This is a genomic window from Microbacterium sp. HJ5, from assembly GCF_054824025.1.
The window spans coordinates 78,042-93,945 of the sequence record NZ_JSYE01000004.1; the positions used below are offsets into that span (position 1 = coordinate 78,042).

Here is a 15,904-nt window from a genome sequence, read left to right on the forward strand (position 1 = left end):
GGTCTGTATCAATGTGTCAACACAAAACGCCGGCGAGACGATGCGGGGACGGGCGACACTTCCTGTGCGAGAGCGCTTCGTCGAGGCATCCGGGAGGCATCATGTCCCAGCTCATCCGCACACGGCCGCTCGCGATCGGCGGGATGCTGCTCGCCGCCGTCCTGCTGTCGGCGTGCGCCGGCCCCGGGCCGGCCGCGGGCGGTGCGCCACCGGGCGACGGGAGCGGCGGCACGTCCGCGGCGACGCCCGGAGCGGGCGCTCCGGATGCCTTCACGAACCGCGACCCGCTCCCGTCGTGCGGGAGCGTCGAGCTCGACCAGGGCGAGACCATTCCGCAGGACGCGATCGACTGTCTGTCGCAGGCAGGCGCGGGCGGCGCCGAGCTGGTCGTGACGATGCCCACCGTCGAAGGCGACCCGATCACGACGTACTACCGGGCGCTCCCGGGCGGAGGCATCGAGACGTTCAGCGACATGACGCAGGACTCGTTCGGCGGCGGGTGGGGCCACGAGGTGTGCGAGGCCGCGACCACGATCGACGAGTTCGGCGCATGCGGGACCGACTCGGGGGAGTAGGTCCCGAGGCGTCGGCGGCCAGCGCGCCGGGACCCCCGCCGGCGAAGCCCAACTTAGGATTGACGGGTCATGATCAGACCCGACCTCACCCTGCCCATCCCCGAGAACATCGAGGCCGCCCACTTCATCGGCATCGGCGGCTCGGGCATGTCCGGCCTCGCGCGCATGTACCTGGAGCGGGGCATCCGCGTCTCCGGCTCCGACCGCGCCGACAGCGCGTCGCTGCGCGAGCTCGCCGCGCTCGGAGCGACCGTCCACGTCGGGCACGATGCGGCCAACCTGGGTGACGACGTCGACACGGTCGTCCACACCGGCGCGATCTGGCCCGAGAATCCCGAGTTCGTCCTCGCCAAGGAGCGCGGGCTGCACGTGATCCATCGCTCGCAGGCCCTCTTCTGGCTCATCGGCGGACGGCGTCTCGTCTCAGTCGCGGGCGCGCACGGCAAGACCACCTCCACCGGCATGATCGTGACCGCTCTGCGGGCGCTGCACGCCGACCCGACGTTCGTCAACGGCGGCGTGATCGCCCAGCTCGGCGTTTCGAGCGGCAGCGGGTCGGACGACCTCGTCGTCATCGAGGCCGACGAGTCCGACGGCACCTTCCTCCTCTACGACACGTCGGTCGCGCTCATCACGAACGTCGATCCGGACCACCTCGACCACTGGGGAACGCGCGACGCGTTCTACGACGCCTTCGCGCGCTTCGGCAACGAGGCGCGCGAAGCCGTGGTCATCTCGTCGGACGATGAGGGCGCGCGGCTCGTGACCGAGCGGCTCACGCACCCGCACGTCGTGACGTTCGGCGAGTCCGAGGGGGCGATGGTCCGTGTGACCGACATCCGCACCGACGGTCCGGTGTCGTTCGCCGTGACGCACCGCGGCACGACGGTCGACGGGCGGCTCCCTGTGCCGGGCGCGCACAACGCGGTCAACGCCGCGGGCGCGGTCGCGGTGCTCCTGACGCTGGGCTTCGACCTCGAGCCGGCCGTGCGCGCCGTCGAGGAGTTCGCGGGCACCGTGCGCCGGTTCGAGCTCCACGGCACCCTGCGCGGGGTGAGCGTCTACGACGACTACGCGCACCACCCGACCGAGGTGGCCGCCGCGCTCGTCGCGGCGCGGACCGTCGTCGGCGACGGGCGCATCATCGCGATCCAGCAGCCGCACACGTACTCGCGCACGCAGGAGATGTACCGCGAGTTCGCAGAGGTGCTCGAGACGCACGCCGACCACACCGTCGTGCTCGACGTCTACGGCGCACGCGAGGATCCGGTTCCGGGCGTCACCGGCGAGCTCGTCAGCGGCGCCTTCGCCGACCCCGCGCACGTGCACTACGTGCCCGACTGGCAGGATGCCGCCGACTACACCGCCTCCGTCGCACGCGACGGCGACTACGTCATCACGCTCGGCTGCGGCAACGTGAACCTCATCATCCCGCAGGTGCTCGAGGCGCTCGAGCGCACGACGCCGGCGGAGCCGGGGGAGTAGGAGCAGATGCGCCGCCCCTCGCCGCTGCCGCCGCCCGCGCGCGGAGAGGCGCCCGAGCGCGCTGCGCGCACGGCGACATCGACGCGGGAGGCCGTCGACTCCCGCCCGCCGACGGCGCAGGACGCCGCCGATGCCGCGGTGATCCCGCTCGCGGCATCCGTCCTCGCATCCCCGCCGAGTGCGATTGCGGATGCCGGTGACCCGGCGCATCCCGACGAGCAGGTCGGCCTGCGAGAGGTCTGGCGCGCGTCGCGCGCTCGTCGCAAGGCGCTGCGCGCCGAGGTGCGCCGCTTCACCGCACGGCAGCGGCGCCGCCGCGCGGTGTGGATCGGAGCCGGCGGGGCGGTGCTGGTGCTGGCGCTGGCGACGCTCGGCGCGGCCTACAGCCCCCTCTTCGCCGTGCAGACCATCACCGTCGTGGGCCTCCAGCAGCTCGAAGAGACCGCCGTGCGTGCCGCGCTCGACGACCAGGTCGGCACACCCATCCCGCTCGTCGACGAGAGCGCCGTCAAGGCGGCGCTCGTCACCTTCCCCCTCGTCGAGTCGTACACCCTCGAGGCCCGCCCTCCGCACGAGCTCGTCGTGCGGATCGTCGAGCGCACGCCCATCGGGCTCATCGAGACGCGTGCCGGGTACACGCTCGTCGACGCGGCCGGCGTCGCCCTGTCGACGTCGAGCGCCCCGGCTGCCGGGGTTCCGCTGCTCGACATCAGGGGCGGCGTCGACACGGACGCGTTCACCGCGGCGGGGCAGGTGATGAACTCCCTGCCCTCCGCGATCCGCGCCCAGGTGACGACGGTCACGGCGGCCACGCCCGACGACGTGACCCTGACGCTCGGGGCGACGAACACCCGCGTGGTGTGGGGGAGCGCCGAGGATTCCGCGATGAAGGCGTACACGCTTCAGACCGCGATGGCCGCTCGGCCGCCGGCCGGTGTGAGCCTCTACGACGTGTCGTCGCCCGCCACCATCGTCATCCGCTAGTCCCTTCCGGACAGTTCGGTGACGGGATGTCGCGACACGCCCACCCCGCTCCCGCCCGGGGCGCGGCATCCGCTTACTTTCAATGCAGGAATTGCATACCGGGCAATTCTTTATACCTCTACTAGAGGTTGAAGGTTTACACAGGTCCAGGGCTACGGAGGCCGGCATGAGCCAGAACCAGAACTACCTCGCCGTCATCAAGGTGGTCGGGGTCGGCGGAGGCGGCGTCAACGCCGTCAACCGCATGATCGAGCTCGGCCTGCGCGGCGTCGAGTTCATCGCGATCAACACCGATGCCCAGGCGTTGCTGATGAGCGACGCCGACGTCAAGCTCGACGTCGGCCGCGAGCTCACCCGCGGCCTCGGCGCCGGCGCCGACCCCGAGGTCGGCCGCCGCGCGGCGGAGGACCACGCCGAAGAGATCGAAGAGGCGCTGCGCGGCGCCGACATGGTCTTCGTGACGGCGGGCGAGGGCGGTGGCACCGGCACGGGCGGCGCTCCCGTCGTGGCCAAGATCGCCAAGTCGATCGGCGCCCTCACCATCGGTGTCGTCACCAAGCCGTTCTCGTTCGAAGGGCGTCGTCGCCAGCAGCAGGCCGAGACCGGTGTCGGCAAGCTGAAGGAAGAGGTCGACACCCTCATCGTCGTCCCCAACGACCGCCTGCTCGAGATCAGCGACCGCGGCATCTCGATGATCGAGGCGTTCGCCACGGCCGACCAGGTGCTGCTCGCCGGTGTGCAGGGCATCACCGACCTCATCACCACCCCGGGTCTCATCAACCTCGACTTCGCCGACGTCAAGTCCGTCATGCAGGGGGCAGGATCGGCACTCATGGGCATCGGCTCCGCCCGCGGCGCCGACCGTGCGATCAAGGCCGCCGAGCTCGCGGTCGAATCGCCGCTGCTGGAGGCCTCCATCGAGGGCGCCCACGGCGTGCTGCTGTCCATCCAGGGTGGGTCGAACCTCGGCATCTTCGAGATCAACGACGCCGCGCAGCTGGTGAAGGAGGCCGCGCACCCCGAGGCCAACATCATCTTCGGAACCGTCATCGATGACACGCTCGGCGACGAGGTGCGGGTCACCGTGATCGCCGCCGGCTTCGACGGCGGCGAGCCGCAGCAGCGCATCGAGCCGATCACCGCCTCGCGAATCGTCACCGCGCCCGCGGTGCCCGCCGTTCCCGCCGAAGAGGCGGCGTCGGCCGAGCGCGAAGCGGAGCCCGTGTCGGTCGGCGCGGCCCTGCCGGAGTCGTCCTTCGACTCGGCGTTCGGCGACGACGACCTCGACATCCCCGACTTCCTCAAGTGACCCTCGCCGGGCTCAGAGACCGACACCGCCGTGCCAGACAGCTCTGAGCCCGCCGAGGCGCTTGCCGTCCGCCTCGCCGAGATCGACGAACGGATCGCGGATGCCGCGCGCGCGGCGGGCCGGAATCCTTCCGCGCTCACCCGCATCGTCGTCACCAAGTTCCATCCGCCGTCGCTGGTGCGCGACCTGTACGCGCTCGGCGTTCGCGACATGGGCGAGAACCGGCAGCAGGAGTTCTCCGCCAAGGCGGAGGACACCGGCGACCTCGTCGATCTGCGCTGGCACTTCATCGGACAGGCGCAGACGAACAAGGCGCGGGCGATCCGCGCGGCGGCGTCCGCGGTGCACTCCGTGGACCGGGCGAAGCTCGCCGACGCGCTCGATGCGGCCGGCGAACCCGGCGCCCCCGCCCTCGACGTGCTGCTGCAGGTCAACCTGACCGACGACCCGGGTCGCGGGGGCGTCTCGCCGGACGGACTCGAAGCGCTCGCGGCGCACGCGGCGGAGCGTGCCGGTCTCCGGGTGCGGGGGATCATGGCCGTCGCTCCGCTCGACGTCCCGCCGGCTGCGGCGTTCGACCGGCTGCCGAGCCTCGGCGCCACCGTCCGTGCCGTCGTCCCGGAGGCGGACTGGATCTCCGCCGGGATGACGGCCGACTTCGCCGAAGCGATCGCCGCAGGCGCGACACACCTGCGGATCGGGTCGGCAATCACGGGCCCGCGCCCTGAGCGCGGTTAACCTCGGAACAGATGAGCACAACGGAGGATGCGATGTCGAACCCGCTCAAGAAGACCATGGTGTACCTGGGCCTCGCCGATGAGGAAGAGGTCTACGAAGAGCCCGCGCCCCAGCCGCGGAGCCGCAAGCCCGAGGCCGTCGTGGAGAAGTCCGCACCGGTGACTCCGCTGCACCGTCCCGCCGTCGTGCGCCAGCCGGCGCCGTCCGCGATCAGCGAGATCCTCACGGTGCACCCGAAGCAGTACCGCGACGCGCAGGTGATCGCCGAGAACTTCCGCGACGGCATCCCCGTGATCATCAACCTCTCGCAGATGAGCGACGCCGACGCGCGTCGCCTCATCGACTTCGCGAGCGGCCTGTCGCTCGGCCTCTACGGGCGCATCGAGCGGGTGACCAGCAAGGTGTTCCTCCTGTCGCCCGAGAACGTCGCCGTGTCCGGTGATGGAGCGGTCGCGCAGGCCGATCCGGAATCGGTTCCCTTCGCACAGCCGTAGTCTGGATCCGTGGCTGTCGTCCAACTCATCGCCTCGATCCTCAATCTGGCTCTGCTCCTCTATGTCTTCGTGTTGCTCGCGCGGCTGATCATCGACTGGATCCCGTTCTTCAACCGCGAATGGCGTCCTCGGGGGGCCGGGCTCGTCGCCGCAGAGATCGTCTACACCGTCACCGACCCGCCGATCAAGCTGTTCCGCCGCTTCATCCCTCCGTTGCGCGTCGGCGCGATCGCGATCGATTTCGGGTTCGCGCTGACCATGCTGCTGTGCTTCATCCTGCTCAGCGTCACGCGCGCCGTCGCGAGCTGACGGACACGCCGCGGGTGCGTCGATCTTCTTCGACACTCTCAGGGCCCGCGACTATGCTTGCCTGATACGACCAGCCGCCGGCCGGTCGGTCCCCGACATCGGCCAGCGACCTGAGCGCTCGAAAGAGGAATCACCATGGCATTGACCCCCGATGACGTCGTCACCAAGCAGTTCCAGCACGTCCGCTTCAAGGAGGGTTTCGACCCCGATGAGGTCGACGACTTCCTCGACGAGATCGTCGTCGAGTGGCGCAAGGCCCTCGCCGAGAACGAGGAGCTGAAGGCCAAGCTGGCTGCCTACGAGTCGGGTGCCGCTCCGGCGCGCGCCGCCGAGCCGGTCGCCGCTCCGGCCCCCGCCCCCGCTTCCGCGCCCGTGGCCGCCGAGGCCTCCGCCGGCGGCGGTGCCGCCAGCGCCGGCATCATCGAGCTCGCCCAGCGCCTGCACGACGAGCACGTCGCCGAGGGTCGCGCGCAGCGCGACCAGCTCATCGCCGACGCCAAGTCGCAGGCCGCCCAGATCGTGTCCGAGGCGGAGACGCGCGGCCGCGACGAGGTCGCCCGCCTCGACCGTGAGCGCCAGCAGCTCGAGAGCCGCATCTCCGAGCTGCGCAACTTCGAGCGCGACTACCGTGCACAGCTGCGCAGCTACATCGAGGGCAAGCTCCGCGACCTCGAGACCACGGCGACGACCTCGGGCGCGAACCAGGTCTCGGCCATCGGTCTCTAGGCCGGCCTTTTGACAGACCTGCCCCCTCTTCGCAAGGCGGCGGCCGGCGCCATCATCGCGGTTCTCGCGATGGTGGTGCTGGCCGCCGATCAGTTCACGAAGTACCTCGCCCTCGAGAACCTGCCGTACGAGCAGCCGGTTCCCGTGCTCGGCGACTTCCTGATCTTCTACCTCGTCCGCAACCCCGGTGCCGCCTTCTCCCTCGGTGAGGACGTCACCTGGATCTTCACGATCGCGCTCGCGGCCGTGGCGGTCACCATCGGCTGGCTTGCGGCGACTCGCGTGAAGTCGCGGCTGTGGGCCGTCGGCCTCGGCCTGCTGCTGGGCGGCGTCCTCGGCAACCTGACCGACCGGCTCTTCCGCGAGCCCGGCTTCGGGGTCGGCCACGTGATCGACTTCATCAACACCCCGTGGATGATGCCGGCGATCTACAACATCGCCGACATCTTCATCGTGTCGATGATGATCGGCGTCGCGCTCCTCGTCCTCGTCGGGCTGCACCTCGACGGCAGCCGTGAACCCCGCAAGGGCGAGGCTGCCGCGGCCCCCGCCGCCACCGACGCCGCCGCGGGCGATCGAGACGACGAAGCGGATGCCGCGGCATCCGGCACCCCGAAGGACTGACGTGGAGTCACGCAGTCTGCCCGTGCCCGACGGGCTCGACGGCACCCGGGTCGACGCCGCGCTGGCGAAGATGCTCGGGTTCTCGCGCACCTTCGCCGCCGACGTCGCCGAAGCGGGCGGCGTGAGCATGGACGGCCGCACCCTCGCCAAGTCCGACAAGCTCCGCGGTGGCGCGTGGCTGGAGGTCTCGTGGGCGCCGAAGGAGGAGCCCCGCGTCATTCCGGTGGCGGTCCCCGACCTCGGCATCGTCTACGACGACGACGACATCGTGGTGGTCGACAAGCCCTCGGGCGTCGCCGCGCACCCCTCGCTCGGGTGGGAGGGTCCGACCGTGCTCGGTGCTCTCGCCGCGGGCGGCTACCGCATCGCGACGACGGGCGCCGCAGAGCGGCAGGGTGTCGTGCACCGCCTCGATGTCGGCACGAGCGGCCTGATGGTCGTCGCCAAGACCGAGAGCGCGTACACGGCGCTCAAGCGCGCGTTCAAGGAGCGCGAGGTGGAGAAGATCTACCACGCCGTCGTGCAGGGCCATCCCGACCCGCTCGCCGGGACCATCGATGCGCCCATCGGCCGGCATCCCTCGCACTCGTGGAAGTTCGCCGTGACGCCCGACGGCAAGGACTCGGTGACCCACTACGAGACGCTCGAGGCCTTTCCTCGCGCGTCGCTCCTCGAGATCCACCTCGAGACCGGCCGCACGCACCAGATCCGCGTGCACATGGCCGCCCACCGGCATCCGTGCGTCGGCGACCCGCTCTACGGCGGCGACCCGACCCTCGCGGCGCGCCTCGGCCTGGTCCGTCAGTGGCTCCACGCGCATGAGCTGTCGTTGGCGCACCCGTCCTCGGGCGAGTGGGTCACCTTCCGGTCGGAGTACCCCGCCGACCTGGCCCACGCCCTCGAGGTTCTGCGGGGCGACTGAGCTCCCGGCGGTGCGCGTGTCGGCCGCCGGTGCCAGGCTGGGTGCATGACGAACTCCCTGGCCGAGAGCCTCCGTAAGCGATTCGCGCTCGCGAACGGGCTCTACGTCGACCTCGCCCGTGAGCTTCCCGCCTCGTCGCTCGGCGCGCGGCTGCGCGAGCTCCCGTCGGACTCGATCCAGAACCAGCTCCGCTGCGTCGTCGGGGCGCGCGAGAGCTACGTGAAGGCGGCTCGCGCGGGTTCGTGGCAGGGCTTCGCCTCGCCCCTCGACGCGGTGCCCACCGGCGACATCGAGGCGGTGCGAGCGGTCATCGCGACCAGTCACCGGACGGTCGACGCCTTCCTCGACGATCTCGACCCGGCCGACGACGAGGCGGTCGACCGGCTGCTGGCCCTTCTCGAGCACGAGACGCAGCACCATGGTCAGCTGATCCGCTACCTGTACGGGCTCCGCATCCCCCGGCCCGAGTCGTGGCAGCGGCAGTACGCCCTCGACGGGCACTGACGTGGCGATCGACGTTCGTCCCGCTCGCGAGTTCGCCGATGTCGCGGCGATGGTCGGTCCCAAGCGTCCCGATGCGAACGTGTGCTGGTGTCTCAGCTACCGCGTCCCGAGCAAGGAGAACCTCGCCCTCACCGGCACCGCGCGAGGAGACCGGGTGAAGGCGCTCCTCGACGACGGGCCGCCCGGCGTGCTGGCGTACGACGGCGGCGAGGTCGTCGGCTGGGCGGCCGCGCATCCGCGCGCGGACACCTCATTCGCGACGAACCGGAAGATCCCGCACGTGGACGACCTCGACGTCTGGAGCATCTGGTGCATCCGCGTGCGCCCGGGGCACCGCGGCGAAGGGATCTCGCACGCACTGCTCGAGGGCGCGGTGGATCTCGCACGGAAGAGCGGTGCGCCGGCTGTCGAGGGGTATCCCGTCGACAACAGGGGAGAGAAGGTCGATCTGACGATGGCTTACGTCGGCACGAGGAAGCTGTTCGAGAAGGCCGGGTTCCGCAAGGCGGCGGACACCGACTCGGTGGCGGGCGGGTTCGCCCGCGTGCTCATGCGGCTCGACCTCCGCTGAGCGGTCGGGCCCGCCGTCAGACGGGCAGGCCGCCCTCGAAGCGCGCGGGGTCGTCCTCGGCGAGGGCGAGGGCGATCCGGCGCACGTGGTCCTTGTCGAGATCGCCGAGCTCCTCGAGCCCCCGGAAGCCGACCTCGGTGAGCTCGCCGTCGGCGGGGTGCGGATCGCCGGAGATCCAGCTGCAGCGGAAGACGAGATCCAGGAAGTCGACCTGGTCGCCGTTGGCATACGTCACGCGCGGGACCGTCTGGACGAGCGCGAGGCGCTCGGCACGCACCGTCACCCCCGCTTCCTCGAGACACTCGCGCACCGCCGTGTCGGCAGGCTGCTCGCCCGGGTCGACGATGCCCGAGATGCACTGCAGCCGGCCGTTGTCGGCACGGCGGCCGACGAGGACCTTCTCGTCGCGGAACACGACCGCCGTCACGCCGACGAGGGGGAGAGGATCCGTGCCGATGCGCTCGCGCAGGCGGAGGACGAAGTCGGGGGTGGGCATGCCCTTCACCCTAGGTCGCGCGGGCGCGGCGTGCACAGAATCGGAAGTTCCGGCGACACGCCGGGCTGCGGCATCCGTCCTCCGGCGTGTCGCGCAGAATCTCCGATTCTGTGCCCGGCTGGTGCAACCCTCACCCTCGACTCGAGGGTGAGGCGAGGTTGCCCCCGGCCGACGGCGACACCCCGTCCGCCGAGCGATCGTGTCGCCGTCGGTTCGTAGACTCGGTCCGTGGCATCCGACTCCTTCGTTCACCTGCACGTGCACAGCGAGTACTCGATGCTCGACGGAGCCGCCAAGATCGGCGCGATGACGCAGGCCGCGGCCGACTACGGCATGCCCGCGATCGCGGTGACCGACCACGGCAACACCTTCGCAGCCTTCGAGTTCTACAACGCCGCGAAGGCGGCGGGGGTGAAGCCCATCATCGGGCTCGAGGCGTACGTGACGCCCGGCACCCACCGCAGCGACAAGTCGCGCGTGCAGTGGGGCACGCCCGAGCAGCGCAGCGACGACGTGTCGGGCTCGGGCGCGTACACGCACATGACCATGTGGAGCCAGAGCACCGAGGGCATGCACAACCTCTTCCGGCTCAGCTCGCTCTCGAGCATGGAGGGCTACTACTTCAAGCCCCGCATGGATCGCGAACTGCTCGAGACCTACGGCAAGGGCCTCATCGCGACGACCGGGTGCCCCTCCGGCGAGGTGCAGACGCGCCTGCGTCTCGGGCAGTACGACGCGGCACGCGCGGCCGCGGCCGAATTCCAGGACATCTTCGGCAAGGAGAACTACTTCGCCGAGATCATGGACCACGGGCTGTCCATCGAGCGGCGGGTGATGACCGACCTGATCCGCCTGTCGAAAGACCTCGGCATCCCACTCGTCGCCACCAACGACTCGCACTACACGCACCAGCACGAGGCCGATGCGCACGCCGCACTGCTGTGCGTGCAGTCCGGCTCGACGCTCGACGACCCCAACCGCTTCAAGTTCGACGGCGACGGCTACTACATCAAGACCGCGCAGGAGATGCGGCAGATCTTCCGCGATCACCCCGAGGCGTGCGACAACACGCTGCTCATCGCCGAGCGGTGCGAGGTCGAGTTCAACACCAGCGCGAACTACATGCCGCGCTTCCCGGTCCCCGAGGGGGAGACCGAAGACAGCTGGCTCGTCAAAGAGGTCGAGGCGGGCCTGCACTACCGCTATCCCGGCGGCATCCCCGACAAGGTCCGCAAGCAGGCGGAGTACGAGACCGGCATCATCCTGCAGATGGGCTTCCCGGGCTACTTCCTCGTCGTCGCCGACTTCATCAACTGGGCCAAGGACAACGGCATCCGCGTCGGTCCGGGCCGCGGGTCCGGGGCCGGTTCGATGGTCGCCTACGCGATGCGCATCACCGATCTCGATCCGCTCGAGCACGGTCTGATCTTCGAGCGCTTCCTCAACCCCGACCGCGTCTCGATGCCCGACTTCGACGTCGACTTCGACGACCGCCGTCGCGGCGAGGTCATCGACTACGTCACGGAGAAGTACGGCTCGGAGCGTGTCGCGCAGATCGTCACGTACGGCACCATCAAGTCGAAGCAGGCCCTGAAAGACGCGGGACGCGTGCTCGGCTTCCCGTTCAGCATGGGCGAGCGCCTCACCAAGGCGATGCCGCCGGCCGTCATGGGCAAGGACATGCCGCTGAGCGGCATGTACGACAAGGAGCACCCGCGCTTCAAAGAGGCGAGCGAGTTCCGTGCGCTCATCGACACCGACGGCGAGGCCAAGACGGTGTTCGACCGCGCGCTGGGTCTCGAGGGCCTCAAGCGCCAGTGGGGTGTGCACGCCGCCGGCGTCATCATGTCGAGCGAGCCGTTGCTCGACATCATCCCGATCATGCGCCGCGAGCAGGACGGCCAGATCGTCACGCAGTTCGACTACCCGTCCTGTGAGTCGCTCGGCCTCATCAAGATGGACTTCCTGGGGCTGCGCAACCTCACGATCATCTCCGACGCCCTCGACAACATCCGCATGAACCGGGGGGAGGAGCTCGACCTCGAGCACCTCGAGCTCGATGACCGCGCCGCGTACGAGCTGCTCACGCGCGGCGACACACTCGGCGTGTTCCAGCTCGACGGCGGGCCGATGCGGTCACTCCTCCGGCTCATGAAGCCCGACAACTTCGAAGACGTCTCGGCCGTGATCGCGCTGTACCGCCCCGGGCCGATGGGCGCCAACTCCCACATCAACTACGCGCTGCGCAAGAACGGCCAGCAGCCGGTCACGCCGATCCACCCCGAGCTCGAAGAGCCCCTCAAGGACATCCTCGACATCAGCTACGGCCTGATCATCTATCAGGAGCAGGTCATGGCCATCGCCCAGAAGGTGGCGGGCTTCTCGCTCGGTCAAGCAGACATCCTGCGCCGCGCGATGGGCAAGAAGAAGAAGTCCGAGCTCGACAAGCAGTACGAAGGCTTCTCGGGGGGCATGAAGGAGCGCGGTTACGGCGAGGCCGCGATCACGGCCCTGTGGGACATCCTGCTGCCCTTCTCGGATTACGCCTTCAACAAAGCGCACTCCGCCGCCTACGGTCTCGTGTCGTACTGGACGGCCTACCTCAAGGCGCACTACCCCGCCGAGTACATGGCCGCCCTGCTCACGAGTGTCGGCGACTCCAAGGACAAGATGGCGGTGTACCTCAACGAGTGCCGCCGCATGGGCATCAAGGTGCTCCCGCCCGACGTGGGGGAGTCCATCCGCTACTTCGCCGCCGTCGGCGAAGACATCCGCTTCGGCCTCGGAGCGGTGCGCAACGTCGGCGCGAACGTCGTCGACGGCATCGTCGCCTCCCGCAAAGACGCGGGGTTCACGTCGTTCCACGACTTCCTCGGCAAGGTGCCGGTCCACGTCGCGAACAAGCGCACGATCGAGTCGCTCATCAAGGCGGGCGCCTTCGACTCGATGGGCGACACGCGCCGCGCGCTCCTCGAGGTCCACGAAGACGCGACCGAGGCGGCGGTCGACCGCAAGCGCAACGAGGCGCAGGGCGCGATCGGGTTCGACTTCGACAGCCTGTACGACCAGGCCGAGGAGGTCGTGCCGCCCAAGGTCCCGCCGCGCCCGGAGTTCACCAAGAAGGACAAACTGGCGTTCGAGCGCGAGATGCTCGGCCTCTACGTGTCGGACCACCCGCTGGCCGGCCTCGAGATCCCGCTCGCGAAGCACGCCTCGACGAGCATCCACGACCTGCTGTCATCCGAAGACGTCGACGACGGCGACCAGGTGACGGTGGCCGGCCTCGTGACCAGCGTGCAGCACCGCGTGGCCAAGGCGAGCGGCAATCCCTACGGCATGATCACCGTCGAGGACTTCAACGGCGAGGTCACGGTCATGTTCATGGGCAAGACCTACACCGAGTTCAGCTCGATGCTCGTCGCCGACTCGATCCTCGTGGTGCGCGGGCGCGTCTCACGCCGCGACGACGGCCTGAATCTGCACGCCCAGTCCGCGTTCGCGCCGGATCTCGGGACGATGGATGCCTCAGGGCCGCTGGTCCTCGTCATGCCCGAACGGCGGGCGAACGAGGCGATCGTCGGAGAACTCCGGCAGATGCTCGACCGCCACCCGGGTGAGACCGAGGTGACGGTGAAGCTGCATTCCGGCTCGGTCGCGAAGGTCTTCGAGATCCCGCACCAGGTCCGGCTGACGGCCGATCTCTACGGCGAGCTCAAGGGTCTTCTGGGCCCGCAATGCCTCGGCTGAAACGCATCGCCATCTCATTTCCGTCTCATGAGGCGTGAGTAGCATGACAACGACGTACGCCGCCGAGCGCGGCCGGAAGGGAATATCGTGACCGACGATCAGCTGAACGAGGATTTCGACGTCGAAGAGGCGTCAGTGCACACCGAGGAGCCCCCGCAGTACGGTGTCGGACCGTTCTCGATCCGCGAGGTCGTTCTCGTCGGCGTCTGGCTCGTCGCTTTCATCGTCTCGTTCTTCTCGATCGACGAGGGCCGGTTCAACTCGGTCTGGACGTGGCACATCTTCTGGATCCTCTCGATCGGCGTGCCGACCGCAGCCGTCTTCCTCATCGTCTTGCGACGCCTGTCGCCCGAGGGGATCCGCCGTGTCGGATCGCTCGGCATCGACCAGTTCGCCTCGGTCGCCTTCTCGGTCGCCTCGATCGTGTGGCTGCAGCTGGTGTGGGAGACCGTCGCCTTCGCGATCGAGAACGGCGTCTGGGCCCGCACGTGGGTCATCTGGGTGGAACTCGTCCTGATGCTGATCGGCGTCGTGCTGACGGTCTTCGGCCCCCTCATCCCGTCGATCGAGCAGGACTTCCGCGGTCGTCCCGAGGTGCCCGCCCACCGCAACGCGCGTCCGATCCGCCCGGTGTCGCCGCGTCCCGCAGCCGCTCCGCGCGCTTCCGAGACCGACGGCTTCGCGGCGTACGCCCCTCCCGCCGACCAGCCGGCGTATGGTGCCGACGTCCCGCGAGGCGATGAGGCCCGCGACGACGCTCCCGTGACCGCGGCCACCACCGCGTTCGAGCCCGTCCAGACCCGGGACACCTTCGAGCCCGTCGAGTCGCCGACCACGACGGCCGAGCCGGCCTCCGAGCCGGCCGCCCGCCACCAGGCGTTCTGGGCGCTCGTGCCCGAAGAGCGCGACGTGGTCGATGAGATCGGGATCCCGGTGTTCCGGATCGGACCGACGGCGTGGGCGCTGGTCATCGAGGATCGCGGTGAGGCCTTCGTGGTGCGCCACGAGGACGGCCGCATCGGCTACCTGCACGACGTCTCCGGCGTCACGCGGGGCTGACGCCCCCGCGCGCACGGCTACCGTAGAAGGATGCTCCGGACGATCGACCTGCGCGGGCGCGCGCTCTCGCCCGCGGAACTGCTCACAGCGGTGCCGCGCGCGACCGCCGCGCGTGAGGAGGCGCTGTCCATCGCCGCGCGGATCGTGGCCGACGTCGCGTCACACGGCGAGACGGCGCTCCGCGATCAGGCCGAGCGATTCGACGGGGTGACGGGTCACGCGATCCGCGTGCCGGCCGATCACCTCGACGAGGCGCTGGCCTCGCTCGACCCTGCGGTGCGCGTGGCGCTCGAAGAGGCGATCACGCGTGTGCGCGAGGCATCCGGTGCTCAGGTGCCCGCCCCGCAGACGACAGAGCTCGGCCCCGGTGCCCGCGTGACACAGCGCTGGCAGCCGGTGCGGCGCGTGGGGCTCTACGTTCCCGGCGGCAAGGCGGTCTATCCGTCGAGCGTCGTGATGAACGTCGTGCCGGCCCAGGTCGCCGGCGTCTCCGAGATCGCCCTCGCCTCGCCGCCGCAGCGCGACCACGGCGGACGGGTCCACCCCGTCATCCTCGGTGCGGCCAAGCTGCTCGGCGTGGAGGAGGTCTACGCCATGGGCGGCGCGGGCGCGATCGGGGCCCTCGCGCACGGCGTGAATGCGCTGGAGCTCGACCCCGTCGACGTCGTGACCGGCCCCGGCAACAACTTCGTGGCCGCCGCCAAGCGCGCGGTCACGGGGCTCGTCGGAACGGATGCCGAAGCCGGCGCGACAGAGATCCTCATCGTCGCCGACGAGAGCGCCGACCCGCGCCTCGTCGCAGTCGACCTCATCAGCCAGGCGGAGCACGACGAGCAGGCGTCGGCGGTGCTCGTCACCGCGTCGGAGGTGCTCGCCCGGGCGGTCGCCGCCGAGATCGGCCCGCGCGCGGAGGCCACGCGGCACGCAGCGCGTGTCGCCGCGGCCCTCGCCGGGCCGCAGTCCGCCATCGTGCTGGTCGACGACCTCGCGGCGGCGACGGCCTTCAGCAATGCGTACGCGCCCGAGCACCTCGAGCTGCACCTCGCCGACCCGCGGCCGGAGGACTTCGTCCATGCGGGCGCGGTGTTCGTCGGCCCCGACTCGCCCGTCAGCCTGGGCGACTATCTCGCGGGCAGCAACCACGTCCTTCCGACCGGGGGACAGGCGCGCTACTCCGCGGGCCTGTCTGCGGCGACGTTCCTGCGCCCGCAGCAGGTCATCGAGTACGACCGGGCCGCGCTCGACGCCGTCCGCGAGGCGATCGTCGTGCTGGCCGAGGCCGAAGCCCTCCCCGCGCACGGCGAGGCCGTGGTGGCGCGCTTCGAGTCGCCCGTCGTCGACCGGGCGTAGTCTGTCTCTGC

General features: G+C 70.1%; 16 protein-coding genes. 15 read left to right on the forward strand and 1 reads right to left on the reverse strand.

Translation table 11 applies throughout. The features are described from left to right. Positions 1 to 101: 101 nt before the first annotated feature. The 12 genes from OB08_RS01545 to OB08_RS01600 all read left to right on the forward strand — a co-directional run bounded on the left by OB08_RS01545 (position 102) and on the right by OB08_RS01600 (position 9,241). A complete protein-coding gene (locus OB08_RS01545; RefSeq protein ID WP_461471406.1) occupies positions 102 to 575 on the forward strand; it encodes a hypothetical protein in 474 nt (157 codons plus the stop codon). A gap of 69 nt (positions 576 to 644) precedes the next feature. Continuing rightward, a complete protein-coding gene (gene murC, locus OB08_RS01550) occupies positions 645 to 2,060 on the forward strand; it encodes a UDP-N-acetylmuramate--L-alanine ligase (protein WP_461471408.1) in 1,416 nt (471 codons plus the stop codon). A gap of 6 nt (positions 2,061 to 2,066) precedes the next feature. Further along, on the forward strand, positions 2,067 to 3,044 hold the full coding sequence (locus tag OB08_RS01555; protein WP_461471410.1) for a cell division protein FtsQ/DivIB: 978 nt from the start codon (positions 2,067 to 2,069) through the stop codon (positions 3,042 to 3,044). Positions 3,045 to 3,210: 166 nt separating this feature from the next. Continuing rightward, the gene (ftsZ, locus tag OB08_RS01560; RefSeq protein WP_461471412.1) at positions 3,211 to 4,353 is read left to right on the forward strand and encodes a cell division protein FtsZ; all 1,143 of its coding nucleotides are present in this window, start codon (positions 3,211 to 3,213) and stop codon (positions 4,351 to 4,353) included. 30 nt (positions 4,354 to 4,383) lie between these two features. After that, positions 4,384 to 5,091 carry a YggS family pyridoxal phosphate-dependent enzyme gene (locus OB08_RS01565; protein ID WP_461471414.1) on the forward strand — a complete coding sequence of 236 codons (708 nt, stop codon included), beginning with the start codon at positions 4,384 to 4,386 and terminating at the stop codon, positions 5,089 to 5,091. Between the two features lie 32 nt (positions 5,092 to 5,123). After that, positions 5,124 to 5,585 carry a cell division protein SepF gene (locus tag OB08_RS01570; protein WP_461471754.1) on the forward strand — a complete coding sequence of 154 codons (462 nt, stop codon included), beginning with the start codon at positions 5,124 to 5,126 and terminating at the stop codon, positions 5,583 to 5,585. A 9-nt stretch (positions 5,586 to 5,594) separates the two neighbouring features. After that, the gene (locus OB08_RS01575) at positions 5,595 to 5,894 is read left to right on the forward strand and encodes a YggT family protein (protein ID WP_461471416.1); all 300 of its coding nucleotides are present in this window, start codon (positions 5,595 to 5,597) and stop codon (positions 5,892 to 5,894) included. A 135-nt stretch (positions 5,895 to 6,029) separates the two neighbouring features. Then, complete coding sequence (locus OB08_RS01580; protein WP_461471418.1) at positions 6,030 to 6,620, forward strand: DivIVA domain-containing protein; 591 nt, start codon at positions 6,030 to 6,032, stop codon at positions 6,618 to 6,620. Between the two features lie 9 nt (positions 6,621 to 6,629). Further along, complete coding sequence (gene lspA, locus OB08_RS01585; protein WP_461471420.1) at positions 6,630 to 7,244, forward strand: signal peptidase II; 615 nt, start codon at positions 6,630 to 6,632, stop codon at positions 7,242 to 7,244. A 1-nt stretch (position 7,245) separates the two neighbouring features. Further along, the gene (locus OB08_RS01590) at positions 7,246 to 8,166 is read left to right on the forward strand and encodes an RluA family pseudouridine synthase (RefSeq protein WP_461471422.1); all 921 of its coding nucleotides are present in this window, start codon (positions 7,246 to 7,248) and stop codon (positions 8,164 to 8,166) included. Positions 8,167 to 8,211: 45 nt separating this feature from the next. Beyond that, positions 8,212 to 8,670, forward strand: coding sequence for a hypothetical protein (locus OB08_RS01595; RefSeq protein WP_461471424.1), 459 nt, complete (start codon positions 8,212 to 8,214; stop codon positions 8,668 to 8,670). A 1-nt stretch (position 8,671) separates the two neighbouring features. Further along, a complete protein-coding gene (locus OB08_RS01600) occupies positions 8,672 to 9,241 on the forward strand; it encodes a GNAT family N-acetyltransferase (protein ID WP_461471426.1) in 570 nt (189 codons plus the stop codon). Positions 9,242 to 9,257: 16 nt separating this feature from the next. Here OB08_RS01600 and OB08_RS01605 read toward each other — a convergent pair whose 3' ends face one another. Further along, on the reverse strand, positions 9,258 to 9,737 hold the full coding sequence (locus tag OB08_RS01605; protein WP_461471428.1) for an NUDIX hydrolase: 480 nt from the start codon (positions 9,735 to 9,737) through the stop codon (positions 9,258 to 9,260). Between the two features lie 276 nt (positions 9,738 to 10,013). Here OB08_RS01605 and dnaE point away from each other — a divergent pair, with 276 nt between their 5' ends. The 3 genes from dnaE (at position 10,014) to hisD (ending at position 15,893) form a co-directional block, all read left to right on the forward strand. Further along, entirely contained in the window at positions 10,014 to 13,484 is a 3,471-nt protein-coding gene (dnaE, locus tag OB08_RS01610) for a DNA polymerase III subunit alpha (protein WP_461471756.1), read from the forward strand. 87 nt (positions 13,485 to 13,571) lie between these two features. Then, a complete protein-coding gene (locus tag OB08_RS01615) occupies positions 13,572 to 14,543 on the forward strand; it encodes a hypothetical protein (protein ID WP_461471430.1) in 972 nt (323 codons plus the stop codon). A 30-nt stretch (positions 14,544 to 14,573) separates the two neighbouring features. Beyond that, positions 14,574 to 15,893: a histidinol dehydrogenase gene (hisD, locus tag OB08_RS01620; protein WP_461471432.1), complete on the forward strand. Its 1,320-nt coding sequence runs from the start codon at positions 14,574 to 14,576 to the stop codon at positions 15,891 to 15,893. The last annotated feature ends 11 nt before the right edge of the window (positions 15,894 to 15,904 follow it).

What these genes read in the sequence shown, in the direction of transcription:
- OB08_RS01595 (WP_461471424.1), top strand. Translation starts at nt 8,212, where the DNA reads ATGACGAACTCCCTGGCCGAGAGCCTCCGTAAGCGATTCGCGCTCGCG.
- OB08_RS01570 (WP_461471754.1), top strand. Translation starts at nt 5,124, where the DNA reads ATGTCGAACCCGCTCAAGAAGACCATGGTGTACCTGGGCCTCGCCGAT.
- OB08_RS01605 (WP_461471428.1), bottom strand. Translation starts at nt 9,737, where the DNA reads ATGCCCACCCCCGACTTCGTCCTCCGCCTGCGCGAGCGCATCGGCACG.
- OB08_RS01580 (WP_461471418.1), top strand. Translation starts at nt 6,030, where the DNA reads ATGGCATTGACCCCCGATGACGTCGTCACCAAGCAGTTCCAGCACGTC.
- ftsZ (WP_461471412.1), top strand. Translation starts at nt 3,211, where the DNA reads ATGAGCCAGAACCAGAACTACCTCGCCGTCATCAAGGTGGTCGGGGTC.
- murC (WP_461471408.1), top strand. Translation starts at nt 645, where the DNA reads ATGATCAGACCCGACCTCACCCTGCCCATCCCCGAGAACATCGAGGCC.
- OB08_RS01545 (WP_461471406.1), top strand. Translation starts at nt 102, where the DNA reads ATGTCCCAGCTCATCCGCACACGGCCGCTCGCGATCGGCGGGATGCTG.
- hisD (WP_461471432.1), top strand. Translation starts at nt 14,574, where the DNA reads ATGCTCCGGACGATCGACCTGCGCGGGCGCGCGCTCTCGCCCGCGGAA.
- OB08_RS01555 (WP_461471410.1), top strand. Translation starts at nt 2,067, where the DNA reads ATGCGCCGCCCCTCGCCGCTGCCGCCGCCCGCGCGCGGAGAGGCGCCC.
- dnaE (WP_461471756.1), top strand. Translation starts at nt 10,014, where the DNA reads ATGCTCGACGGAGCCGCCAAGATCGGCGCGATGACGCAGGCCGCGGCC.